16 protein-coding genes and 1 pseudogene are annotated in these 24407 nt (G+C 51.5%); 12 read left to right on the top strand and 5 right to left on the bottom strand.

The window, feature by feature from the left end; translation table 11 throughout:
- Positions 1-293: 293 nt before the first annotated feature.
- The 3 genes and pseudogenes from INF30_RS07360 to INF30_RS07350 all read left to right on the top strand — a co-directional run bounded on the left by INF30_RS07360 (position 294) and on the right by INF30_RS07350 (position 2749).
- A complete protein-coding gene (locus INF30_RS07360; protein WP_226394751.1) occupies positions 294-1121 on the top strand; it encodes an AraC family transcriptional regulator in 828 nt (275 codons plus the stop codon).
- A gap of 89 nt (positions 1122-1210) precedes the next feature.
- Positions 1211-1756 (top strand): annotated as a pseudogene (locus INF30_RS14850) (AAA family ATPase); the annotation flags it as partial.
- Positions 1757-2068: 312 nt separating this feature from the next.
- A complete protein-coding gene (locus tag INF30_RS07350; protein WP_226394750.1) occupies positions 2069-2749 on the top strand; it encodes an HAD family hydrolase in 681 nt (226 codons plus the stop codon).
- 74 nt (positions 2750-2823) lie between these two features.
- Here the strand turns inward: INF30_RS07350 and INF30_RS07345 are convergent, their stop codons facing one another.
- A complete protein-coding gene (locus INF30_RS07345) occupies positions 2824-4224 on the bottom strand; it encodes a CapA family protein (protein ID WP_226394749.1) in 1401 nt (466 codons plus the stop codon).
- 209 nt (positions 4225-4433) lie between these two features.
- On the opposite strand from INF30_RS07345, the gene INF30_RS07340 reads away from it, so the two are divergent.
- Complete coding sequence (locus INF30_RS07340; RefSeq protein WP_226394748.1) at positions 4434-6161, top strand: [Fe-Fe] hydrogenase large subunit C-terminal domain-containing protein; 1728 nt, start codon at positions 4434-4436, stop codon at positions 6159-6161.
- Between the two features lies 1 nt (position 6162).
- Positions 6163-7335, top strand: a complete 1173-nt coding sequence (locus INF30_RS07335) for a SpoIIE family protein phosphatase (protein ID WP_226394747.1) — start codon at positions 6163-6165, stop codon at positions 7333-7335.
- Between the two features lie 77 nt (positions 7336-7412).
- On the opposite strand, the gene aroA is transcribed toward INF30_RS07335, so the two are convergent.
- Positions 7413-8768: a 3-phosphoshikimate 1-carboxyvinyltransferase gene (gene aroA / locus INF30_RS07330; protein ID WP_226394746.1), complete on the bottom strand. Its 1356-nt coding sequence runs from the start codon at positions 8766-8768 to the stop codon at positions 7413-7415.
- Positions 8755-9858, bottom strand: a complete 1104-nt coding sequence (locus INF30_RS07325; protein WP_226394745.1) for a prephenate dehydrogenase — start codon at positions 9856-9858, stop codon at positions 8755-8757. Before INF30_RS07325 ends, aroA begins: the two co-directional genes overlap by 14 nt.
- Before the next feature lie 215 nt (positions 9859-10073).
- Here INF30_RS07325 and INF30_RS07320 point away from each other — a divergent pair, with 215 nt between their 5' ends.
- The 6 genes from INF30_RS07320 (at position 10074) to INF30_RS07295 (ending at position 19474) form a co-directional block, all read left to right on the top strand.
- A complete protein-coding gene (locus INF30_RS07320; protein WP_226394744.1) occupies positions 10074-12149 on the top strand; it encodes an elongation factor G in 2076 nt (691 codons plus the stop codon).
- Positions 12150-12385: 236 nt separating this feature from the next.
- Positions 12386-13747, top strand: coding sequence for a Trk system potassium transporter TrkA (gene trkA / locus INF30_RS07315; protein WP_226394743.1), 1362 nt, complete (start codon positions 12386-12388; stop codon positions 13745-13747).
- 12 nt (positions 13748-13759) lie between these two features.
- Positions 13760-15202 carry a TrkH family potassium uptake protein gene (locus tag INF30_RS07310; RefSeq protein ID WP_226394742.1) on the top strand — a complete coding sequence of 481 codons (1443 nt, stop codon included), beginning with the start codon at positions 13760-13762 and terminating at the stop codon, positions 15200-15202.
- Positions 15203-15223: 21 nt separating this feature from the next.
- Positions 15224-16822: a signal peptidase II gene (locus INF30_RS07305; RefSeq protein ID WP_076776480.1), complete on the top strand. Its 1599-nt coding sequence runs from the start codon at positions 15224-15226 to the stop codon at positions 16820-16822.
- 45 nt (positions 16823-16867) lie between these two features.
- The gene (locus INF30_RS07300; protein WP_226394741.1) at positions 16868-17800 is read left to right on the top strand and encodes an AEC family transporter; all 933 of its coding nucleotides are present in this window, start codon (positions 16868-16870) and stop codon (positions 17798-17800) included.
- Positions 17801-17845: 45 nt separating this feature from the next.
- Positions 17846-19474, top strand: coding sequence for a Na/Pi cotransporter family protein (locus tag INF30_RS07295; RefSeq protein WP_226394740.1), 1629 nt, complete (start codon positions 17846-17848; stop codon positions 19472-19474).
- A 96-nt stretch (positions 19475-19570) separates the two neighbouring features.
- On the opposite strand, the gene INF30_RS07290 is transcribed toward INF30_RS07295, so the two are convergent.
- Together INF30_RS07290 and INF30_RS07285 are read right to left on the bottom strand one after the other, a co-directional pair.
- Positions 19571-19993 (bottom strand): AAA family ATPase, encoded by a 423-nt coding sequence (locus INF30_RS07290; RefSeq protein WP_226394739.1) that lies wholly within the window; start codon positions 19991-19993, stop codon positions 19571-19573.
- 154 nt (positions 19994-20147) lie between these two features.
- Positions 20148-21551 (bottom strand): alanine/glycine:cation symporter family protein, encoded by a 1404-nt coding sequence (locus tag INF30_RS07285; protein ID WP_226394738.1) that lies wholly within the window; start codon positions 21549-21551, stop codon positions 20148-20150.
- A gap of 304 nt (positions 21552-21855) precedes the next feature.
- On the opposite strand from INF30_RS07285, the gene leuS reads away from it, so the two are divergent.
- Entirely contained in the window at positions 21856-24282 is a 2427-nt protein-coding gene (gene leuS, locus INF30_RS07280; protein WP_226394737.1) for a leucine--tRNA ligase, read from the top strand.
- Positions 24283-24407: the final 125 nt, after the last annotated feature.

Here is a 24407-nt window from a genome sequence, read left to right as displayed (position 1 = left end):
ACAAAAAAAGCAGGCAGCTGTTTGGGACCGGACACTCTTAACAGGGTGAAAGGCCAGGACAGCTACCTGCTTTTTTATTGTTATTTTGTTTCATTGTTTTTTACCGTGTTTTCTAGAAGAGATCTTTTGTATAAATCTGCATATATGTCTCAAAAGAGTCTCTTAAGAAATTGCTAAATCTTCTGATCATATGTGGCACCTCCTCTTTATTTTCAATTGCATTATAGTGTGATCCGGACTATAATTCTTGTCAAAAGAGAAGATAAATCAGCCAAATCTTGCAGGAGGGCCTCATGCATTTTTTCTACGAGTTAAAAGAAGAGCAGATGGAGATCTATGAGAAAGAGTCTGTCCACTACCCGCCCCACATCCACAAGTCCATGGAGTGTATCTATGTGACAAGCGGGACATTGGAGCTTGGCGTGGGGAGGACGCTGTGCCATATGGAGACCGGGGACTTTGGGATTGTTTTTCCCAATGTCATCCACCACTACCAGGTGTTCAGCCGGGGGGAGTCCAGGGCTCTGTATTTCCTGGCTCCGCCATCTTTTGCGGGATTTTATCTGGAGCAACTCCAGACCTGCCAGCCCAAAAACCCGGTGCTTCCGGCAGCGCTTGTACATCCGGATATCCCTTACGCCCTGGAACGTCTGAGGGAGCTGGCCGACCTGGGAGAGGGACAGCAGGGGGAGGCGCTCGGAAAGGCGTTCACCCAGATCATCCTGGCAAGGGCATTTCCTTGTCTTACTCTGCAGAAGCGTGGGGAACAGCCGGGACAGGATATCGTGTACGACATGGTGGCTTATATGGCAGAGCACTATACCGAGGAGGAGATGTCCCTCACCAGGATGGCGCAGGATCTGGGGTACAGCCCCTTTGCCCTGTCCCGTGTTTTTTCTCACACGTTTCACACCAATTTCAACCGGTATTTAAATGAACTCCGCCTGAATCAGGCGTTGTCTCTGATGCAGGATGCGGATGCGTCTGTCACAGATCTGGCTATGAATGCGGGATTTACCAGCATGCGGACCTTCAACCGCGTCTTTCAGGAGCGTTTTCATATGCCGCCCAGAGAATACAGAAAGCGGATGACAGGAAAGGCGGACACTGCAGAAAAATGAGTGAGCCCCGGGGATGCGGTGGATATCTTCCTGTATGTGTGCTAATATGATGGCAGATGAGCAAGAAACAGGGGAAAGGGGAGCTGTGGATGAGCGAAACATATCAGGAGGCAGCCTGGAAAGTGATCCGTGAGGTGGAGAAGGCTGTGGTGGGAAAGGAACAAATCATAGAGAAGATCATGACAGCCATTCTGGCAGGCGGGCACATCCTTGTGGAGGACATGCCCGGAACTGGAAAGACCACAATGGCACTTGCCTTTTCCAGAGCTATGGGACTGAAGGAAAAGAGGGTGCAGTTCACGCCGGATGTACTGCCCTCAGATCTGACAGGATTTACGATCTACAAAAAGGAGCTGGAGAAATTTGTCTACCAGCCGGGGGCGGCTATGTGCAATTTTCTTCTGGCTGATGAGATCAACCGCACATAGCCCAAGACCCAGTCTGCCTTGCTGGAGGTCATGGAGGAAGGGCAGGTGACGGTGGACGGCGTGACAAGGCAGACCGGCCGTCCTTTTATTGTCATGGCCACGGAGAACCCGGCAGGTTCAGCCGGAACCCAGCTGCTCCCGGAGTCGCAGCTGGACCGTTTTATGATCTGTGTGAAAATGGGGTATCCGGACCGGGCGGAAGCGGTGAAGGCTGTCTATGACTTCATCTATGACAGAAGTCTCCGGAAGGGAATGAAAGAATACAGGCCCTTGGAGGAGGAGACCTGCCGGCACATGGCAGGCTTATGGGAAAGCGTCCGGGAGGAGGAGATGATGTGGCTGTATCAGCTTGTGCTGGAGAGCATGTTTTTCCACAAGCGCCCGTCCCGGGAAGAATACAGCAGGGCGATGGATATCTGCCGGCGGACGGAAGCAGAGATGTACAGGGAACTGAAAGGCTGGCAGAAGTGGAAGTATAAATATATCTGGTGCCTGTGATGCCTGGCAGGACAGGCCGGCGTGGCAGAGGACAGGGACAAGGAGGAAGACGTGAAAGAGTACAAGTACATTTTTTTTGATCTGGACGGAACAGTGACAGACCCGGGGATGGGCATCACCAATTCTGTCATGTATGCCCTGAAAGGGTTTGGCATTGAGGAGACAGACCGGACAAAGCTGTACCGGTTTATCGGGCCGCCTCTTGCGGACTCTTTTCAGGAGTTCTATGGATTTACCCGGGAGGAGGCCAGGCGTGGGATCGATCTGTACCGGGAATATTACAGGGACCGGGGCATTTTTGAAAATAGAGTCTACAACGGCATGGAAGAGATGCTGGGCACTTTGAAACAAAGAGGAAAGACGCTGGTGCTCGCAACCTCCAAGCCGGAGCCCTTTGCCCGCGAAATACTGGAGCATTTTCATCTGGCTTCTTATTTTGCCTATGCGGCGGGAGCGACCATGGACGAGACAAGGGTGAAAAAAGAAGAGGTTATCGCCTATGCCATGGAGTCCTGCGGCATCACAGATCCGGGGCAGGTGCTCATGGTGGGAGACCGTCGCCATGATATCGAGGGCGCCAGGGCAAACGGTGTGGACAGCCTGGGCGTTCTCTACGGATATGGAAGTAGAGAGGAGCTGGAGCAGGCCGGCGCCTGCTATCTGGCGGAAAAAGTGGAAGATATTCTAAAAATCGTAAAATAAAAGGGCAGAAAAAAAGATGCACGGCCGCATGTGGGAGTATACTCACTGCGGAATGTGCATCTTTTTCTATGTGACTATATAGCGGATTTCAGCGGCAGCGCTGCTTTTACCTTCTCCACGCCTGCCCCGATGATAGCCTGGGTTCTGGCAGCGGACTCGTCAGCCTCCCCCTTGATGCCGGAAAGTCCGGTGCTCTCCTCCAAGGTGGAGGTATCATTTACCGGAAGGACGGCAAAGGCGGCGCCGGCGTCGGTTTCGTAGCGGTACGTCCACATGGGAGTGAAACCAGCGTCTGTGAGGGTAACCTTTCCTTTCTCATCGCTGGAAAGGGTCAGCGTCAGCATGTAGCTGTCCTCGGTCTCGCCGGTGGGCATTTCCGCCTGCATGTATTCAGCACGCTGGTTGGAGAGGAAGTTGCCGATGGCATAGGCGCAGAGCATCTGGTGCTCTCCGTCTGCGGAGGTCAGCACATCTACCGGCTGGATCACGTGGGGATGGCTGCCGATGAGGGTGTCAATGCCCATGTCGCAGAGCTTCTGGGCGATCTGTGTCTGCTCTTCGGACTGTTGTGTCTGGTACTCTGTGCCCCAGTGCATGTAGGCGATGGTGTACTGGACACCCTCCTCCTTCATGGCGGAAAGGGAGGTCTCTACTTCACTGTAGAATGGATCCGGATTGCTGGGATCAAAGGAATTGATGAGAGCAGATGCCGTGTCTGACAGGGGAATGCCGTTGATGGACTTGGAACCGCTCTGTGCTGTGGTTTCATATACATAGCTGAGCACGCCCACCTTGATGCCGTTTACATCTACTACATTATATTTCTTCTGGTTTTCATCACGGCGCGTTCCCATGTACTGGAGATTTCTCTGCTGCAGCACGTCCATGGTGCGCTGGAATCCGTCGTCCAGCCCGTCGTACACATGGTTGCTGGCCAGATTGACCATGTCAAATCCGCCTCCGGCCAGGGCGTCAGCCAGGGCATCCGGCGCCTTGAACATAGGATAACCGCTGTATCCGGCCTCCTCCCCGGCAAGAGAGGTTTCCGTGGTGACAGTGGAGAAATCTGCTTCCTCGAGGAGAGGGCGGCAGTAGTCAAAAATAGAGTTATAGTTGTAGCTGCCGTCTGAGGAGTTCAGGTACACGCCTGACTCGAGAAAGGGAAGATGGAAAACAATATCTCCGGTAGCTGTCCAGGTGGCGGTTGCTGGTGTGTAAGTCTGGGCCTGGGCGCTGGCAGGCTGGGCTTTCTCTTTTTTACTCTCCTGTCCTTCTGCCGGGAAGAAGACGGACAGCAGGGAGGCAGCCACGATGCCCAGAATGATCGTGGCAAAGACAAAAAGGAAGAATTTCTGGTCATTTTTCTTCCTGGAACGCTTTCTGGAACGCCGAACTTCTGCTGCGGCCTGTTCCCGCGCTTCCTCTGCCCGCTGCATTTCCCGGGCCCTTTTTCTATGGTTCTCAAATTCAGTCATTTCTCTTTTTGAACCGGTATTTTTTTGCGGGCATACCGGCTCCCCTCCCTCTTATGTAATACTTATATTGTACGTCCTCTCCTGTATAAAAACAAGCCCTGAACAGAGGGGGATTTCAGCATTTTCCAGGCTTTTCGTTGCTCTGTCTGTGTCGGGAATGCTATAATATGCATAAGTATGAAAAAGAGCGATGCGGGAGGAGGGCAAAAGTGAGAGTTATAGATTTTAAAGATGCAAGCTGCCGACATTGTTATAAATGCGTGCGGCACTGTGAGGTGAAGGCGATTTCTGTGCAGAATGAGCAGGCCCACATTATGAAGGATCACTGCATTAACTGCGGCCACTGTCTGGAAGTCTGTCCCCAGAACGCCAAAAAATTTGCCAGCGATATAGACAGGGTGAGAGGATACCTGCGCCAGGGAATGAAAGTGATCATCTCCCTTGCCCCTTCCTACCTGGGAGTGCTGGAGTATGAACGGCCGGGGCAGGTTGTCGCGGCGCTCAAAAAGCTGGGATTTTATGCGGTCAGGGAGACGGCGGAAGGGGCGGCCCTTGTGACGGCTGAGTACCAGAAACTGCTGCAGGCAGGGGAGATGTCCAATATCATCACAACCTGCTGTCCCAGCGTCAACGATCTGATCGAGAAATATTATCCGGAGCTTGTCCCACTGATGGCTCCTGTGGTGTCCCCCATGATCGCCCACGGGCGTCTGATCCGCCGGATCTACGGGGAGGACGTAAAGGTGGTTTTCCTGGGCCCCTGTATTGCCAAGAAGGCGGAGGCTGTGGGAGATGAGCGTGTGAGCGGTGCTGTTGACGCTATCCTTACCTTTGAGGAAGTGGTGAAATGGTGGGAGCTGGAGGGCATCGACGTCTCCGCGTGCGAGGAGGAGGCACTGGCGAATCCCTGTCCCATGGTGAACCAGCTCTACCCTGTGGGGGGAGGCATCATCCAGTCTGTGCTGGCAGGGCCGGGAGAGCCCCGGGAAGAACAGGGGCACTATTACAAAGTGGCAGTGGACGGACTGGGAGCCTGCATGGAACTTTTTGAAGAGCTGAAAAAAGGTGAGATCCAGGGCTGCTTCTTTGAGGTCAACGTGTGTGAGGGCGGATGCATCAAGGGCCCTGCCTCTGACAAGTGGAACCGGTCCGCGGTCCGGGCGAAGATGGATGTAGAGCGGTATGCGGTCAAAAGAGGACCGGCAGAGGAAATAGACGGAACAGAAGTGGAGATGCACAAAGTATTTATGGACCGGAGAGTGGAAGATCCCCTGCCCACAGACGAGCAGATGCTGGATGTGCTCCATGCCATGGGAAAATACACAAAGTCCGATGAGCTGGACTGCGGTGCCTGCGGCTATCCAAGCTGCCGCGCCAAGGCCACGGCTGTATTCCAGAAGAAAGCGGAGATCGGCATGTGCCTTCCCAATGCAGTGGCCCAGGCAGAGTCCATGTCCAACATCGTCATGGACGCCACGCCCAGCATGATCTTTATCGTGGACGGGGAGATGCGCATACGGGAGTGCAACAAAAAGGCGCTAAAACTGCTGGAGGTGTCCAGGGAGGAGGCGCTGGACCGGTATATATTTGAATTTTTTGAAGTGGATGATATTGTCCATGTGCTGGACACAAAAGAGCAGATCATAAGAAAGAAGATCCGGCTGGAACCGGTTGGCATGTCCGTGGTGGAGAGCATTATTTACATAGACCATCTGGAGTCAGTCCTTGTCACTTATCAGGATGTATCAAAAGAGGAGAAGGTGAAGGAGCAGCATTACCACCTAAAGATGGAGACGGTGGAGATGGCCCAGAAGGTCATTGACAAACAGATGATGGTGGCGCAGGAGATCGCCGGGCTTCTGGGAGAGACGACGGCGGAGACCAAGGTGACACTGTCAAAGCTGCGGGACTCTATTTTGTTTGAAGAGGAAGATTGATATGAGCGTTTGTGTGGATATTGCATGGAAAAGCCTGAATAAGCATAACGAAGAGCTGTGCGGCGACAAGGTGGAGGTGCTGCATACAGAGGACTCGGACATTGTGATCCTGGCAGACGGCATGGGAAGCGGCGTTAAGGCCAATATTCTGGCCACGCTCACTTCCAAGATCCTGGGGACCATGTTCTTAAATGGGGCGGAGATCGAGTCCTGCGTGGAGACTATTGCCCGGACGCTGCCTATCTGCCAGGTGAGGAAAGTGGCCTACGCCACCTTCAGCATCCTGCAGATCTCCCATGACGGAAGCGCCTATCTTGTGGAATTTGACAACCCCTCCTGCGTGTTTGTGCGGGACCGGCAGATTGTGGATTATCCATATGAAGAGCGTTTCATTGAGGATAAAAAGATACGGGAATACAGGTTCCGGGTACAGATCAATGACTGTTTTGTCCTTATGAGCGACGGCGTGATCTACGCCGGGGTGGGAGAGCTCCTTAATTTTGGCTGGACATGGAAGGACATGGCCCAGTATACTCTGAAATGCACAAAGGAGACGCTCTCCGCCTCCCGGCTTGCGGCCATGCTGTCCCAGGCCTGCTATGACCTCTACGGGGAAAAGCCGGGAGATGACACTACGGTGGCAGTAGTCAGAGTCATCGAGAGGAGGGTGGTAAATATATTTACAGGGCCGCCCACTGACAAGGAGGACGATGAGCAGCTGGTCAGCGACTTTATGAAGTGTGAGGGGAAAAAGGTGGTCTGCGGCGGAACCAGCGCCAATATCGCGGCCCGCGTGCTGAAAAAAGAGATCGTCACATCTGTGAACTACGCCGATCCATCCGTCCCGCCCACAGCCTCTATCGAGGGGCTGGACCTTGTGACAGAGGGCGTGCTGACTCTTGGGAAAGCCCTGGGCATTCTGAGAAAATATGAACAGGATGAATTTGACGAAGAGTTTTTCAACGAGCTGGATGCCGACAACGGGGCTTCCAAACTGGCCAAGCTTCTCATCGAAGAGTGCACAGACCTGAACCTCTTTGTGGGAAAAGCCCTGAATCCGGCGCATCAGAACTCCAACCTTCCCTTTGACCTGAGCGTCAGGATGAACCTGGTGGAGCAGTTGAAAGACTGCGCGGAGAAGCTGGGGAAGACTGTAAAAGTCAAATATTACTAGACAACTGATACAATGGTACACCAATAATGTTAATTGCGGACGTAATACTTTTTAAAAGTATTACGTCCGCAATTGCGTTAGTTGAAATAATCATAGAACCCCGGGAATGAAATGTCTACACAATTGGCACCACTGATCCGGCTCTCGCCGTCGGCGGCGAGAGCCGCCACGGCGAAGGACATGGCGATGCGGTGGTCCAGATGGCTATCGATCACAGCGCCGTGGAGGGGCGAACCGCCCCGGATGATCATGCCGTCGGCTGTGGGAGTGACATCCCCGCCCATGGCCAGCAGATTTTCGGTGACTGTGACGATGCGGTCGCTCTCTTTGACTTTCAGCTCTGCTGCGTCCCGGATCACTGTGGTCCCCTCTGCAAAAGCAGCCAGGACAGCAGCCATGGGGAGCTCATCTATGAGGGTGGGGATGAGACTGCCCTCTATGGTGACACCGTGCAGGGAGCTGTGCCGCACAAGCAGATCCGCGGAGGGCTCCCCGCCGGTCGTCCTTTCATTGAGAAGCGTGATGTCTCCGCCCATGTCCCGGCAGACGGACAGGAAGCCGGCCCGGGTGGGATTGATGCCCACATTTCTGATAAGCAGGCTGGAGCCGGGCACAATGAGCGCCGCGGCGATACAGTAGGCCGCAGAGGAGATGTCCCCGGGCACCACAATGTCCTGAGCGTACAGCTCCCGGCAGGGGCGGATGGAGGCAGTAGCTGTGCCGTCCTCATTTATAATAGAAGAAACATCTGCGCCAAATCCCCTAAGCATCAGCTCCGTGTGATCCCTGGAGAGGGAGGGCTCGGTCACGGAAGTGGGGGAGTCGGCAAAAAGGCCTGCCAGAAGGATAGCTGATTTTACCTGGGCGGAGGCCACTTTTGTGCGGGAATGGATGCCATGCAGCTGCCCCGGTCTGATGGACAGAGGTGCGCAGCCGTTGCCGTGGACACTGCGGATATGGGCGCCCATCTGGGTCAGGGGCTCCAGGATCCGGTTCATGGGGCGGGTGTTTAAAGAAACATCGCCGGAGAGCAGAGAGGGGAAATCCTGGCCTGCCAGAATGCCGGAGATCAGCCTTGTGGTGGTGCCGCTGTTGCCTGTATCCAGCACCGCTTCCTTCAGATCCCCGTCTGGCCCGCCAGTTTTTTGCGCATTGCCGGCGCCTGGGTAGACGCCAAGCCCATGCATCCCCTTACCGTGGACAGCCACCTGGCCCTCGGCAGCGTTTACATCGATCTGTACGCCCAGACGCCGGAAGCAGTCAATGGTGGAGAGGCAGTCCCCTCCCATGAGGAAATTTTGGATCCGGGTAGTGCCCTTGGCAATGGCCCCCAGCATGACTGCCCGGTGGGAGATGGATTTGTCCCCGGGAACCTGGATTTCTCCGGTGAGAGGCTGCCGGGCAGGATAGATGATCTTACTACTGTCTTTCATAGACGATATACCTGTATTTCTGCAGAAGCTGCGCCGCCTTCCTGGAGGAGGCATCGTCGTAGAACTCGATCCGCAGAACCCCTTCTTCAAATTCTCTGTTGTGCACGATCCCTATATTTTTAATGTTGATATTGTTGGAGGCAAGGATAGTGGCAATAGTGGCAATCCCGCCCGCCTCATCGATAATGTCACAGTACACGGCAAACACTTTCTTGATGGGGCCGGAGGAGCCGCCGGGAATGGAATTGCGGTAATTTCTGGAGCTGTCAAAAAGCTGGTACAGCGCCTGGGCATCCCCCTCTGATACGGCCTCCTCTGCCTCCTGGAGCATGTGGATATAGCGCTCCAGAATAAGGGCAATATTCTCCTTGTTGTTCAGGCAGATGTGCTGCCACATGGTGGGGGAGGAGGAGGCGATCCGTGTGATGTCCTTGAATCCCCCCGCCGCCAGCTGTTTCATCAGCTCATCCTTTGTGTCCGTGTCCCGCACCAGGCATACAAGGCTGGCGGCGATGATGTGGGGCAGATGGCTGATGGTGCCGGTGATCTGATCATGCTGCCGGTAGTCCAACACAACGGGGAGGGCCCGCAGACTTTCGATAAATGTCTCAAAAGCCGACACCTTTTCCGGGGCCACTTCCTCCGTGGGGGTAAGAATATAGTAGGCGTTCTCAATGAGCATGGCCTTTGAGTTGGAGTAGCCGCTTTTCTCGGATCCGGCCATGGGGTGGCCGCCGATGAAATATTTTCCAAGTCCCATCCGTTCCACTTCCCTGTGGATGCTCGTCTTTACGCTGCCAACATCTGTCAGGATGCAGTCCTCGCCGAGAAACTGGGAAACCTGTTTCAGATAGGCGTTGTTGTAGGACACAGGGGCGCACAGGAAAATGTAGCTGCAGCCCCGGAAGCTGTCGTCAATGTGTGTGGCCGCCACATCGATGACCGACTCCTGTGTGGCCAGCGCCAGTGTTTCCTTATTCTTGTCAAAAGCTGTGATAGTGTAGTCGGGATAGTACTGGCGGATGGCTTTTGCGATGGAGCCGCCGATGAGTCCCAGCCCGATAAATCCGATTTTCTTTTTCTGATCCATGATTTGTTAAGTTCCTCTCTGTAAGCTGCAGGCGCACTGTTTTGCAGAACATATTCTTTATATAAATGCGACTGTTTGATGAAAATTTTACTACGATTGACAGAAGTTGTCAAAATAGTATTGAATTTGTAAAATATGCATGAAATAGTTGTAAAATCAGAAAATTTTTAGTACAATATACCCATGAGATTTTACAAACGCAAGGAGGCAGCTATATGAAGGTTTACAGAACGGACGAAATCAGAAACGTGGTCCTTTTGGGACATGGGGGAAGCGGAAAGACAAGCCTTGTGGAGGCTATGGCTTACGTCTCCGGTGCTATCAGCCGTATGGGAAAAGTGGCGGATGGCAACACCATCAGCGATTTTGATAAAGAGGAGCAGAAACGTAAATTTTCGATCAGTACGACACTGGTGCCCATCGAGTGGGAGAAAGCCAAGATTAATGTTCTGGACACGCCGGGATATTTTGATTTTGTGGGCGAAGTAGAGGAGGCCGTCAGCGCGGCGGACGCGGCCGTCATCGTGGTTTCCGGTAAAGCCGGTGTGGAAGTGGGAACTGAGAAGGCATGGGAACTGTGCGACAAGTACAATCTGCCCCGTATGGTGTACGTGACAGAGATGGACGTGGACGATGCCAGCTTCCGCGAGGTTGTGCAGCAGCTGACAGAACGCTACGGCAAAGTGATCGCGCCCCATTTCCAGCCCATCCGTGAAAATGAGAAACTGGTAGGTTATGTCAATGTCATCAAGAATGCAGGACGCCGCTACACAGGCATCGGTCAGAGAGAAGAGTGCGAGATCCCGGATTACTGCAAGCCCAATCTGGAGATTTACAGAGAAAAACTTCTGGAGGCTGTGGCAGAGACAAGCGAGGAGTTCATGGAGCGGTACTTTGCAGGAGAGGAGTTCTCTGTGGAGGAGATCCGCGCAGCCATGCGTACAGAGGTTATGGACGGAGATATCGTTCCGGTGGCTATGGGATCCAACATCCAGGCCCAGGGCGTTGCCAACCTTCTGTCTGACATCGTCCGCTTCTTCCCCAGCCCGGACTGCAGAAAATGTGCCGGTCTGAACAGGACGACAAACGAGATCTTTGAGGCAGACTACAATTTCTCCGCTGCAAAGAGCGCTTACGTGTTCAAGACCATGGTAGATCCATTTATTGGAAAATATTCCTTCATCAAAGTGTGCTCCGGCGTGCTGAAGGGTGATGACACACTCTACAACACTGCTTCAGATACAGAAGTGAAGCTGGGTAAGATCTACACGATGAACGGTAACAAGCCTGTGGAAGTGAGCGAAATGTTTGCAGGTGATATCGGCGCCATCGCAAAGCTGCCGAACACCCAGACAGGAGACACTCTGTCTGCCAAGACGACACAGGTTGTGTACAGCAAGACAGACTACTCCAAACCCTATACATATATGAAATATGTAGTGAAGAATAAAGGGGATGAGGATAAAGTATCCCAGGCTCTCCAGAGGATGATGGCCGAGGATGTGACACTGAAGGCTGTCAATGACAGTGAGAACCGCCAAAGCCTCCTCTACGGAATGGGCGACCAGCATCTGGAGATCACGGCCAGCAAGCTCCTTTCCAGATACAAATGTGAGATTCTTCTGGAGACTCCGAAGGTAGCCTTCCGCGAGACGATCCGAAAGAAATCCGATGTGGATTCCAAGTACAAGAAGCAGACAGGCGGCCACGGCCAGTATGGTCATGTAAAGATGCGCTTTGAGCCGTCAGGAGATCTGGAAACGCCATATGTATTCGCAGAGGAAGTTGTGGGAGGGGCTGTGCCAAAGAACTACTTCCCGGCAGTGGAGAAAGGACTTCAGGAGTCCGTGCAAAAGGGACCTCTGGCCGGATACCCGGTTGTGGGTGTCAAGGCCGTGCTCTACGATGGCTCCTACCATCCGGTAGACTCCTCTGAGATGGCATTCAAGACAGCCACCATTCAGGCATTCAAGAAAGGCTTTATGGAGGCAGACCCGATCCTTCTTGAGCCCATCGCTTCTGTGAAAGTGAACGTGCCGGACGACTATACAGGAGATATCATGGGTGATCTGAACAAGAGAAGAGGACGGGTGCTTGGCATGACCCCGGTGAGCGGCGGACGCCAGATCATTGAGGCGGATGTGCCTATGACAGGCATGTTTGGCTACTGCACCACACTTCGCTCCATGACAGGCGGAAGAGGAACATATGAGTATACCTTTGCCCGCTATGAGCAGGCTCCTCACGATGTGCAGGAAGAAGAAATTGCCAAGAGAGCTGCAGAGGATTAGAAGGAAAAGCCTGCTGATCTATAGACATTCTTCCGCAAACTCATAGATAAAAAAGCGGGTGTAAAAATAGCACAAAAATCGGCTGCGGCGGCATACATTTTTTTGTGATGTATGCTGCCGTTTTCATGCCCTTTTCTGTATTGCGGTTCAGATATAAAAGTGCTATAATCCTGTTGCTGTATATCAAAAAGATACAGAGGTTCTAAAGAGAATATGGAAAAAAGAGGTATAAAAAGGTGAAGATAGTTATCATTGGCGACGGAAAGGTGGGGCATAAGCTTTGTGCCCAGTTGTCAGAAGAGGATTATGATATCGTATTGATCGACCAGAACGCGGGAAAGCTGAAAAAAGCGCTGAATCGGATGGATATTTTTTGTATTACCGGTGACGGGGCCAACGTGGAGGTACAGAAGGAAGCGGACGTTCCTCACGCAGATCTGGTTATCGCCTGCGCATCCACAGACGAGCTCAATATGCTGAGCTGCCTGCTGGCAAAAAGACTGGGTGCAAAACATACCATTGCCAGGGTGAGAAACCCTGTCTATTACCGTCAGATCGGACTGTTAAAGGACGATCTTCATCTGAGCATGGCAGTCAACCCGGAGCTGGCCGTGTCCCACGAGATCGCCAGGGTGCTCCTGTTCCCGGACACAAGCAAAGTGGAGACATTTGTAAAGGGGAGAGTGGAGCTTGTGGAGTTTGGTATCCGGCCGGACAGCAGACTGAAAGACCTGTCCCTTGCCGAGATTTATCGCAGGTTTCAGATCCGTATCCTTGTCTGTGCAGTGAGACGTGGGAAGGAAGTCTTTATTCCAAACGGAGATACGATCCTTCGGGAGGGAGACAGGATCCATATCGCTGCTACCCACAGGGAGCTGGAAAATTTCTTTAATGCACTGGGAAAGAGGACTGGGAAAGTCCGCAATGTCCTGATCTGCGGAGGAGGCGGAGTCAGCTACTATCTGGCGCACCAGCTTCAGCACAGCAGGATGCACGTGAAGATCATAGAGAAGGACTACGCAAGATGTGAGAAGCTGACAGAGCTTCTGCCGGAGGCTACCATCATTCACGGGGATGCCACGGACCATGACCTTCTGATCGAGGAAGGCATTGAGAGTGCAGACGCTCTCATTGCGCTCACCGGCATGGATGAGGAGAATATCATCATGGCCCTGTTTGCCAAGACGCAGAATGTGCCTAAGATCGTTGCCAAGGTCAACGAGGATTCCAGAGCACAGATGGTGGAGGGACTGGGCATTGACAGCATTGTGTCAGCCAAGAGCGTGACGGCAGACGCGATCCTGAGCTACGTGCGTGCCAGAAGGAAATCCATCAAGAGTGCCAATGTAGAGACACTGTACCGACTGGTGGAGGGCAAGGTGGAAGCCCTTGAGTTCCTGATCCGCCAGGAGTGTGAATACACAGATATTCCGCTGAAGGATCTGCCCATAAAACCGGAGTACCTGATCGCCTGTATCGGACGAAAAGGCAGCATCGTCATTCCCGGCGGAGATGACTGCATCCAGGTGGGCGACAGTGTCGTGATCGTCACGACTGAGCGCGGGACAGAAGACTTACGAGAGATGTTTCGCAGATAGAGGTAGACAGACATGAATAAAAAAATGATTGTACATATACTGGGAAAAATGATGGGGGTGGAAGCGCTTCTGCTTCTGCTCCCGGCTTTTGTGGGATGGATTTACGGCGAGAGCTGTGCCATCTGGTTTGTTGTCACGGCAGCCATCCTTTTTGTGTTTTTCCTTCTGACAGGCCTTAAGAAGCCGGGGACTCCCGGACTTTATGGAAAGGACGGACTTTTTATCGTTTCCTCGGCATGGATCCTCTGGTCTCTGTTCGGTGCCCTTCCCTTTTTCCTGTCCGGCTCCATTCCGAACTACATGGATGCCTTTTTTGAGACCGTGTCCGGATTTACAACGACAGGCTCCACCATCCTGAAGAATGTGGAAGTCCTGCCCCACTGTATGGCATTTTGGAGAAGCTTTACTCACTGGGTGGGAGGTATGGGCGTGCTTGTCTTTGTCATGGTGCTGACTAATCTGGATAAGCAGAGTTCCATCCACCTGATGCGTGCGGAAGTGCCCGGACCGGAGAAGGATAAGCTGGTGCCCAAAGCAAGGGAGACAGCCCAGATCCTCTACGGTATGTATTTTGTGTTGACAGTGATACTTGTCGTGCTTCTGATGGCAGGAGGCATGAATCTGTTCGACTCTCTGGTCCACGCCTTCGGAACTGCGGGAACCGGCGGATTCTCAAACTATGCAGCCAGTGTGGGCCATTTTGACAGTGCCTACCTGGATGGGGTGATTACCGTGTTTATGATCCTCTTTGGCATTAACTTTAATCTTTATTTTTTCCTGGCTATCAGGGAATTTAAGCTGGCCATCACTAATGAGGAGCTGCGTGCCTACCTGATCATCATCGGCGCGGCCATTGCGGCTATCACAGCTAATATTTACCATATATATGGATCTGTGCTGGAGGCATTCCGTTACGCAGCCTTTCAGGTGGCGTCCATTATCACCACCACAGGATACGCTACGGCGGACTATAACCTGTGGCCGGTATTTTCCAAATGTGTGCTGGCGGCCCTTATGATCGTGGGAGCCTGTGCTTCCTCCACCGGCGGCGGGATCAAGGTGTCACGCCTTCTGATCGCTCTGAAGAGCATTGGAAAGGAAGTTAAACAGATGGCCCATCCCAAGTCCGTTAACGTGGTGCGCTTAAGCGGCAAAAAGCTGGGTGAGGACACGATCCACAATGTGTATATCTATCTGATGGCCTATGCAATCCTCGCCATTGTTTCTGTGCTGCTGGTATCTATAGACAATTTTGATTTTGAGACCACAGTGGGTTCTGTGCTGACAACCATCGGCAACGTGGGACCGGGACTTGGCCTGACAGGGCCGGTGGGAAGCTTTGCGGACTACTCCATGTTCTCAAAATTTGTATTTTGTATTGATATGTTGGCCGGAAGGCTTGAAATATTCCCCTTTTTGATGTTATTCTCATATATGTGGAGAAAGAAATTCTAACTCCCTCAAAAAGGAGGAATTATGAAAAAGAGTAAAAAGATCATTTTGGGTATTGTGCTGGTGCTTCTTGCATGTCTCTACTATTATATTGCGCTTCCGGCATTCAATATCCATTCTTCGGACACCTGGTTTTTCCTTCTCTTCCTGCTTGTTGTCATTGCTGTTGTTTACGGTGCAAGAAAACGGCTGGGAAGAGGGGAGATCAGACAGTCCCGTCCTATGAAGATCTTCCTCGGGCTGATCCTTGGGGTCGGCATCGTGTATCTTGTCGGTACGCTTCTCTCTTCCCCTGTCATTAACGCAAAGAAATACCAGAAGCTCATGACAGTGGAGGAAGGAGATTTCACTGAAGATATAGAGGAACTGTCTTTTGACCAGATCCCGCTTCTTGATAAGGACTCGGCAGCGATCCTTGGCGACAGGAAAATGGGAAGCATGGTGGATATGGTCTCCCAGTTTGAGGCGGATGACATTTACAGTCAGATCAATTATCAGGATCGTCCGGTCAGAGTTACCCCCCTTAAGTACGCCAGTCCCATCAAGTGGCTGACCAACCAGTCGGAAGGCATCCCGGCCTACATTCTCATCGACATGGCCAGCCAGAACACAGAGCTTGTGAAGCTGGACGAGGGCATAAAGTATTCCACAAGTGAATACTTCAACCGGAATATCCATCGGCACCTCAGATTTGCCCACCCTACTTATATCTATGGGGAACTGAGTTTTGAGATTGACGAGGATGGGGTTCCCTACTGGATCGCCCCGGTGAAAAAATTTAATATTGGCCTGTTCGGCGGAGAGACTGTGGGAAAAGTGGTTCTCTGCAATGCCGTGACGGGAGAGACGACCACCTACGATGTGGAGGACGCCCCCCAGTGGATCGACCGGGTATACTCGGCAGATCTTCTGGTGGAACTTTTTGATTATTATGGTACACTGCAGCATGGTTTCCTGAACAGTGTACTGAGCCAGAGAGACTGCCTGCAGACAACAGAAGGCTACAATTATCTTGCCCTGGACGACGACGTGTGGATGTACACAGGCGTGACATCTGTCAACGGCGATCAGTCCAATGTGGGATTTGTCCTTGCCAACCAGAGGACGATGGAGACCAAATACTACGAGGTGGAGGGCGCCACTGAGGCTGCGGCCATGGGCTCGGCGGAAGGGCAGGTACAGAACCTGAAGTACCAGGCAACATTTCCTCTGCTTCTGAATATTGCTGACGAGCCCACTTACTTTATAGCGCTGAAGGATGACGCTGGCCTTGTGAAAAAATACGCCATGGTAAATGTGCAGAAATACCAGATCGTAGCTGTCGGCGACAGCGTCAGCCAGTGCCAGGAAAATTACCGGGAGCTTCTTGTGAGCAATGGCATTAAAGCTGAGGCGGAGGCTGAGGTGGCTGAGAAAATGACAGTCACCGGCGTGATCACCAGGATGGCAGAGGCTGTTGTGGAGGGAAATTCCCACTACTATGTGCTGGTGGAGGGCTCCGACGAGATCTTTGATGTGTCCGTGGCGGACTGCCTGGATATTATCCGCTATGAGGAGGGGCAGAGTATCACTCTGGAATATCAGGAGGGATCTGCGGTTAACAAAGTCACATCTATAAAGTAGCAGAAAGGTTTTTGCATAAAGGAGAAGTAAGATGAGAGAGATGCCATGGAGATAAGTGTACTGCTGGCAGAGCAGATCACCGTTCTTTTTTTCATGGGACTGGTGGGTTTTCTGGCAGTAAAGGCAGGGAAATTTAAAGAAGAGGACAGCAGGATCATTTCAAACGCAGTCGTATATATCTGTTCCCCTTGTGTCATCATAAACGCGTTTCAGATCACGTTTACGCCGGACAAGCTCAAGGGGCTCCTGCTGGCAGTAGGAGCCGCTGTCCTTGTACACATTATACTGATTGGCGGAGGAAAACTTCTCTCGGGTCCGCTGCATCTGAACGGCGTTGAGAAGGCTTCGGTTGAGTACAGCAACGCCGGGAACCTGATCGTGCCCCTGGTGTCGTCTGTTCTGGGAGAAGAGTGGGTTTTTTACACAACAGCCTATATTATCGTGCAGACAGTTCTTATCTGGACCCACGGACAGTCTGTGATCCGCCAGGGACAGGAAAAAGACTACAGAAAAATACTTCTCAATCCAAATATTATCGCTATTGCAGTGGGGTTTATCCTCTTTGCCACAGGCATACATCTGCCCTCGGTTGTGGGGCAGTGTATCAGCGGTTTCGGGGATATGATCGGACCGGCCAGTATGCTGGTGGTTGGTATGATCATCGGAAATGTGAACCTGGGATGGGTGTTCCGGCAGAAGAGACCGTATCTCATCTGTTTTATACGGCTTGTACTCTTCCCGGTGATCACCATACTTATCTTTGCCCTCAGCGGGGCAGAGCGCCTGCATCCAGATGCAGAATATATTCTGATGGTGGTGCTGTTGGCTACAAGCGCGCCGGTGGCGGTCATGGTGACCCAGCTTGCCCAGATCCACGGAAGAGACGCCAGATACGCAAGCGTGATCAACGTCATGTCCGTGATCTTCTGTATTGTTACGATGCCTCTGATGGTGCTTCTATACGAAGCAGTCATCTGACAGGCTCAGTATAAAAAGTGAAAAAACAAAGGATGGAAAAAAGAAATGGGAATTACAGAGGTTTTGCAGTTACTAGGGGGACTTGCCCTGTTTCTGTACGGTATGCAGATGATGAGTACCGGACTGGAGACAGCGGCGGGAAACAAAATGAAGACGATCCTGGAGAAGCTGACATCCAACCGTATTATGGGAGTCATTGCCGGAGCTGTGATCACAGCAGTGATCCAGTCCTCCTCAGCCACTACAGTCATGGTGGTGGGATTTGTTAATTCAGGACTTATGACACTTCAGCAGGCAGTCTGGGTGATCATGGGAGCCAACATCGGTACCACCATCACAGGACAGCTTATCGCTCTTGACATTGGAGTCCTTGCACCGTTGCTTGCGTTTATAGGTGTAGCCTGCATCATGTTCGTAAAGAAGGAGAAAGTAAAGCATATCAGCGAGGTCATTGCAGGTTTCGGTGTGCTCTTCATCGGTATGGATATGATGGGAAGCGCCATGGTGCCCCTGCAGAGCTCCGAGGTATTTATCAACTTCATGACCAGCCTGTCCAATCCGCTGGCCGGTATTGCTATTGGAGCGATCTTTACGGCGATTATCCAGTCCTCTTCTGCGTCCGTGGGTATTCTGCAGGCGCTGGCTATGGCAGGACTGGTGCCGCTTCACAGTGCAGTCTTTATCCTGTTTGGACAGAATATCGGTACATGTATCACAGCTGTGCTGGCATCTATTGGTACAAAGACAAACGCAAAGCGCACCACGATCATTCACCTGATGTTCAATATTATTGGATCTGTTCTGTTTACGATCATTTCGATCGCCACACCGTTTGTGGATATTATGGCGACAACAGCACCGGGGAACCCGGCGGCCCAGATTGCAAATGTGCATACAACCTTTAACATTGTGACAACGATTCTGCTTCTGCCGTTTGGTACATACATGGCAAAGCTGGCGACAAAGATCCTGCCGGAGAGCGAGAAAGAAAAAGAAGAAGTCAAGCATCTCAAGTACATTACTCCTTTTGAGACCAGCTACCAGGTAGGTCAGACTGCTATCATGCAGGCCCAGGTAGAGCAGGAAGTAGACCGTATGACAGATATGGTAAGAAAAAATATTGAGGACAGTTTTGAGGCGCTTCTTTCATCTGATATCGGTAAAAGTGAAGAGATCGATGACAGAGAAGAGTATATCGATTATCTCAATGTGGAGATATCAAGGTATATTGTGCATGTTATGTCCTCGGAGACAGGCAGCCAGGATCTGGTAAATATCAGCGGCTACTATACAGTGGTCAGCAACCTTGAGCGTATCGGGGATCATGCCATGAATATCGCCGGATATGCAGCAAATCTGAAAAAGTGGAAACAGACGTTTTCAGAGGAGGCTCTCGGTGAGATCGGCAGAATGCGGGATATGTGTCTGAAGACCATTGATGATATCCGTGATTTTACACAGGGCAGAAAAGATAAAATCCTGGAAAAGACAGCGAAAAATGAGCAGAAGATCGATGATATGAGAGATGATTACAGAGAGAAGCAGGTGGCGCGTATGCAGAAGGGCACCTGCCAGGCAGATACAGGCATCATCTACTCCGAGATTCTGACAGACTTCGAGCGTATCGGCGACCATGCCCTGAATATCGCGCAGAAATACAATGAGATAGCATGACAGTAAAGATATAAAAACAGAAAAAAGCTTCGGTTCAGTTTCACAACTGTTCCGAAGCTTTTTTAGTCGTTTGTTCAGAATAAATTCCCCGGCCTTTTAGTTTAATACTTTGCAGTCGGTAAGATCTACATTTGAAAGCTCGCTCTTGTCTGCGCTGATGCTCACATAGAAGTCGATGCCGCACTGTGCGGAGATCCCTTTCAGACGCTCTACAAATTTAGGCATATCCTCGGCCTTGATGTGGTCTCTCTTGAGAATGCCGTCAATGAAGATGCACTCTACATCGTGGTTGGCGCTGTACATGCCGTACAGGAAACCTATGTACTCGTCAATGTTCTTGATGGCCTCATAATCATCCATACATACAACGCGAATGTCGAATGTCACGCTGCTTGTGTCACGGTGACTGTTTTTGATAAAAACTACGTTGCCGTTACATGCCTTTGCCTGCTGATTTGCAAGCTCGATCATCTGCTGGGTCTTGCCGCTGCCTTTTGGTCCTGTCAATAAATTTACCATGGGAAACACTCCTTTTTTTATGTATTTGACATACGTATTTTTCTTAACATTTATTATACATGAATTTAATCAGATACACAATATAAATATTTGTATAGATGACAGAGAAAAAAACCCCGGATTTCACACGGCTGTAAAATCCGGGGTTTTGTCTTTAGTTCCAGAAATCTGTCTTGTCCTTCAGCTGAATGTCAGCAGCCTTAAAGACAGGATTTTTTCCTTCTTTTTTCTGATTGGCATAATCTCTGAGACAGCGGATGGCTGGCTTGCTAAGTATGATGATGACAGGAAGGTTGATAAGTGCAAGGAAGCCCATGATCACGTCTGCCGTGGCCCATGCAACGGAGAACTCCATGAGGGCGCCGCCAAATACAACAACAGTAGCAAAAAGGCGGAAAACAGTCAGCAGTTTTTTCCCCGGCTTTTTGTCGCACAGATAGCCAAGTCCCATCTCCGCATAAAAGTAGTTGCCGATGAGTGTGGTGAATGCGAAGAGGAACAGCGCGATTGTGATGAAGGTGGTTCCAAAGCTTCCCAGTGTCTCCGCTGCCGCGGCCTGTACCCAGGGCATACCTTTCAGAGCATCGCTGGGCGCAACACCGGAGCAGAGAAGCATGAAGGATGTGGCGGAACAGATGAGGATCGTATCAATAAATACAGACAGCATCTGCACAAGTCCCTGCTTTACAGGGTGGGATACAGAGGCGCTGGCTGCCGCGTTGGGAGCAGAACCAACACCGGCCTCGTTGGAGAACAGTCCCCTCTTGATACCCTGCATGATACATGATCCGGTAAATCCGCCGAAGATGGCCTGAAAGTCAAATGCGCTGCTGAAGATGGAAATGAACATCTGCGGGATCAGATTAAAATGGGTTATTACGATAAACAGCGCGACTGCCAGGTAGAAAATTCCCATTACCGGAACCAGAACGCCTGTGATCTTTGAGATCTGTGTGCTTCCGCCGAAGATACAGATACAGAAGATGACTGCCAGGATGACGCCGATGATCACCGGTGTGGTGGACTCGTTAAAGAAGCTGTACGTTCTGAAGGAGTCCGCAATGTTGAAGGATGCCACCATGTTGAAACCGACCATGTAGGTGAGGATCAGGAACACGGCAAATACTCCGCCCAGCCAACGCTTTTTCAGAGCAGCCTGGATGTAGTAGGCGGGTCCTCCGTAGCAGGTGCCGTCCTGTGCTTTTCTTTTGTAGATCTGTGCCAGAGTACTCTCGATGAATGCAGATGCACTCCCCAGGATGGCTGTCAGCCACATCCAGAATACTGCGCCCGGGCCGCCGATGCAGATGGCGGTGGAGATACCTGCAATATTTCCCGTACCTACTCGTGAAGCGGTAGAAACCATCAGAGCCTGGAAGGAGGAAAGTCCGTCGTCATTGTCCTTTGGCTCCATAACAACGCGAATGGATTCGCGCAGCATGCGAAACTGTACACCTTTTGTTCTGATTGTAAAATAGATGCCTGTCCCAAGAAGCAGCACGATCAGAATGTAGGAGTATAACAGGTCGCTCAAGGTGTTGATAATCTGTGCAAACATGTTTGCCCCTCTCTTTCTTTTGTTTTATTTTTTTATATTTATGTGGTGAAAATAAAGTCGGATATCTGCCGGAATAGCCTGGAATACAGACGAATGCAGATCTGACGGCAGACCACTATATCATATCGCAATTCCCTATAGTTTGTCCAGATAAAAATAGTATGAAATGCAACTTATATGTTTCTGTACTAAGAAAATACAGAGTGAAATCTGGAAAATCCGGGCTGAAAACTTGACAGACGGGCTTCCTATGGTAAAATTAGAAATAGTGTACATTTACGCAAATTATTAGGAGGAATGAACAATGGCAGTACCTTATAATCATAAGGCGATCGAGAAGAAGTGGCGGGAAAACTGGGAAAAGAACCCGGTGAATACCAAAGAAGATAAGAACGGCAATAAGCGTGAAAAATATTACTGTCTGGACATGTTCCCGTATCCTTCCGGAAACGGGCTCCATGTAGGACATTGGAGAGGATATGTGATCTCTGACGTGTGGAGCAGATACAAACTGCTGCAGGGATACTATATCATCCATCCCATGGGATGGGATGCTTTTGGCCTTCCGGCTGAGAACTATGCTATCAAGATGGGCGTGCACCCGGCAAAGTCCACGGCTGAGAACATCAAACATATCAAAGAGCAGATCAACCAGATTGCGGCCCTCTACGACTGGGATCTGGAGGTCAATACGACAGATCCGAACTATTATAAGTGGACACAGTGGATCTTTGTGAAGATGTTCAAAGCGGGCCTGGCATATGAGAAGGAATTCCCCATCAACTGGTGCCCATCCTGTAAGACAGGACTTGCAAACGAGGAAGTTGTCAACGGAAAATGTGAGCGCTGCGGTACAGAGGTGACCAAGAAGAACCTCCGCCAGTGGATGCTGAAGATCACAGCCTACGCAGAGCGTCTCTTAAATGATCTGGACAAACTGGACTGGCCGGAGAAAGTAAAGAAGATGCAGACAGACTGGATCGGCAAATCCTACGGCGCTGAGGTGGACTTCCCGGTAGAAGGCAGAGAGGAGAAGATCACCGTCTACACCACCCGCCCCGACACGCTGCATGGCGCGACTTTCATGGTGCTGGCGCCGGAGCATGAGCTGGCGGCCTCTCTGGCTACACCGGAGAATAAAGAGGCTGTGGAAAGATATATCTACGAGGCTTCCATGAAATCCAATGTGGACCGTATGCAGGACAAGGAAAAGACAGGTGTGTTCACAGGAACCTATGCCATCAATCCGCTGAACGGTGCGAAAGTGCCGATCTGGCTCTCTGACTATGTACTGGCAGATTACGGTACCGGAGCCATCATGTGTGTGCCTGCACACGATGACCGTGACTTTGAGTTTGCGAAGAAATTTGATATTCCGATCATCCAGGTTATCTCAAAGGATGGAAAAGAGATTGAGAATATGACAGAGGCCTACACAGAAGCGTCCGGAATTATGATCAACTCCGGCGAGTGGAACGGCATGGAGTCCTCCGTGCTGAAGAAGGAAGGTCCCCACATTATAGAAGAAAAAGGTATCGGACGTGCCACAGTGAACTACAAGCTGCGCGACTGGGTATTCTCCCGCCAGCGCTACTGGGGTGAGCCCATCCCTATCGTACACTGCCCGGACTGCGGCGCTGTGCCCGTGCCGGAGGAAGAGCTTCCGCTGCAGCTGCCGGATGTGGAGTCCTATGAGCCCACAGGAACAGGCGAGTCACCATTGGCAGCCATTGACGAGTGGGTGAACTGCAAGTGTCCGGTCTGCGGAAAACCGGCCAAGAGAGAGACAAACACCATGCCTCAGTGGGCAGGATCTTCCTGGTATTTCCTCCGCTATGTGGACAACCACAATGACAAGGAGCTGGTTTCCAGGGAGAAGGCAGACGCCCTCCTGCCGGTGGATATGTATATCGGCGGCGTGGAGCACGCGGTGCTTCACCTTCTGTACTCCAGATTTTATACAAAATTCCTCTGTGACATCGGAGTGATCGACTTTGACGAGCCCTTTACCAAGCTGTTCAACCAGGGTATGATCACTGGAAAGAACGGCATCAAGATGAGCAAATCCAAGGGAAATGTCGTCTCCCCGGACGACCTTGTCCGCGACTACGGTTGCGACTCCCTGCGTATGTACGAGCTCTTCGTGGGGCCGCCGGAGCTGGATGCAGAGTGGGATGACAGAGGGATTGACGGTGTGTACCGTTTCCTCAAGAAAGTCTGGAACCTGCTTCAGGACAGCAAGGAGAAAGACATCAAGGCCACAAAAGATATGCTCAAGGAGCGCCACAGACTGGTTTACGACGTGACCACACGTCTGGAGAACTTCAGCCTGAACACGGTCATCTCCGCATTTATGGAGCACACCAACAGCCTGGCCGCCATCGCCAAGAAAGAGGGCGGCGTGGACAAGGAGACCCTGGAGACTATGGCAGTGCTTCTGGCGCCCTTCGCACCTCACATGGCAGAGGAGATGTGGGAGGAGCTGGGCCACACAGAGACTGTCTTCCACGCAGGATGGCCGAGCTATGACGAGGAAGCCATGAAGGACGACGAGGTAGAGATCGCTGTCCAGGTCAACGGAAAGACAAGGGCAGTTGTGGCTCTTCCTGCTGATGTGTCCAAAGAGGACGCTATTGCAAAAGGAAAGGAAGCTGTCCAGGATAAACTGACCGGAAACATTGTGAAAGAGATCTATGTGCCGGGAAGGATCATCAATATTGTAGTAAAATAGTGACATAGACGATAGAAATTTAGTCAGAGGCAGCCGCCGGCGGGCTCTTAAGGGAGCGGGCAGGGCGGCTGTCTTTTTGCGCCTTTTAGAGAAGAGACTGTATCTGCGGAAAAAGAGAGAAAAAA

The organism is Claveliimonas monacensis (genome assembly GCF_014982975.1).
Lineage (GTDB): Bacteria > Bacillota > Clostridia > Lachnospirales > Lachnospiraceae > Claveliimonas > Claveliimonas monacensis.
Note: the sequence above shows the minus strand (reverse complement) of the source record. Positions and strands in the feature narration are given on the sequence as shown.

Bases quoted from the DNA above. Each gene is read 5' to 3' on its own strand.
- INF30_RS07360 (WP_226394751.1), top strand. From the start codon at position 294: ATGCATTTTTTCTACGAGTTAAAAGAAGAGCAGATGGAGATCTATGAG.
- INF30_RS07345 (WP_226394749.1), bottom strand. From the start codon at position 4,224: ATGACTGAATTTGAGAACCATAGAAAAAGGGCCCGGGAAATGCAGCGG.
- INF30_RS07335 (WP_226394747.1), top strand. From the start codon at position 6,163: ATGAGCGTTTGTGTGGATATTGCATGGAAAAGCCTGAATAAGCATAAC.
- aroA (WP_226394746.1), bottom strand. From the start codon at position 8,768: ATGAAAGACAGTAGTAAGATCATCTATCCTGCCCGGCAGCCTCTCACC.
- INF30_RS07325 (WP_226394745.1), bottom strand. From the start codon at position 9,858: ATGGATCAGAAAAAGAAAATCGGATTTATCGGGCTGGGACTCATCGGC.
- INF30_RS07320 (WP_226394744.1), top strand. From the start codon at position 10,074: ATGAAGGTTTACAGAACGGACGAAATCAGAAACGTGGTCCTTTTGGGA.
- INF30_RS07310 (WP_226394742.1), top strand. From the start codon at position 13,760: ATGAATAAAAAAATGATTGTACATATACTGGGAAAAATGATGGGGGTG.
- INF30_RS07305 (WP_076776480.1), top strand. From the start codon at position 15,224: ATGAAAAAGAGTAAAAAGATCATTTTGGGTATTGTGCTGGTGCTTCTT.
- INF30_RS07300 (WP_226394741.1), top strand. From the start codon at position 16,868: ATGGAGATAAGTGTACTGCTGGCAGAGCAGATCACCGTTCTTTTTTTC.
- INF30_RS07295 (WP_226394740.1), top strand. From the start codon at position 17,846: ATGGGAATTACAGAGGTTTTGCAGTTACTAGGGGGACTTGCCCTGTTT.
- INF30_RS07290 (WP_226394739.1), bottom strand. From the start codon at position 19,993: ATGGTAAATTTATTGACAGGACCAAAAGGCAGCGGCAAGACCCAGCAG.
- INF30_RS07285 (WP_226394738.1), bottom strand. From the start codon at position 21,551: ATGTTTGCACAGATTATCAACACCTTGAGCGACCTGTTATACTCCTAC.
- leuS (WP_226394737.1), top strand. From the start codon at position 21,856: ATGGCAGTACCTTATAATCATAAGGCGATCGAGAAGAAGTGGCGGGAA.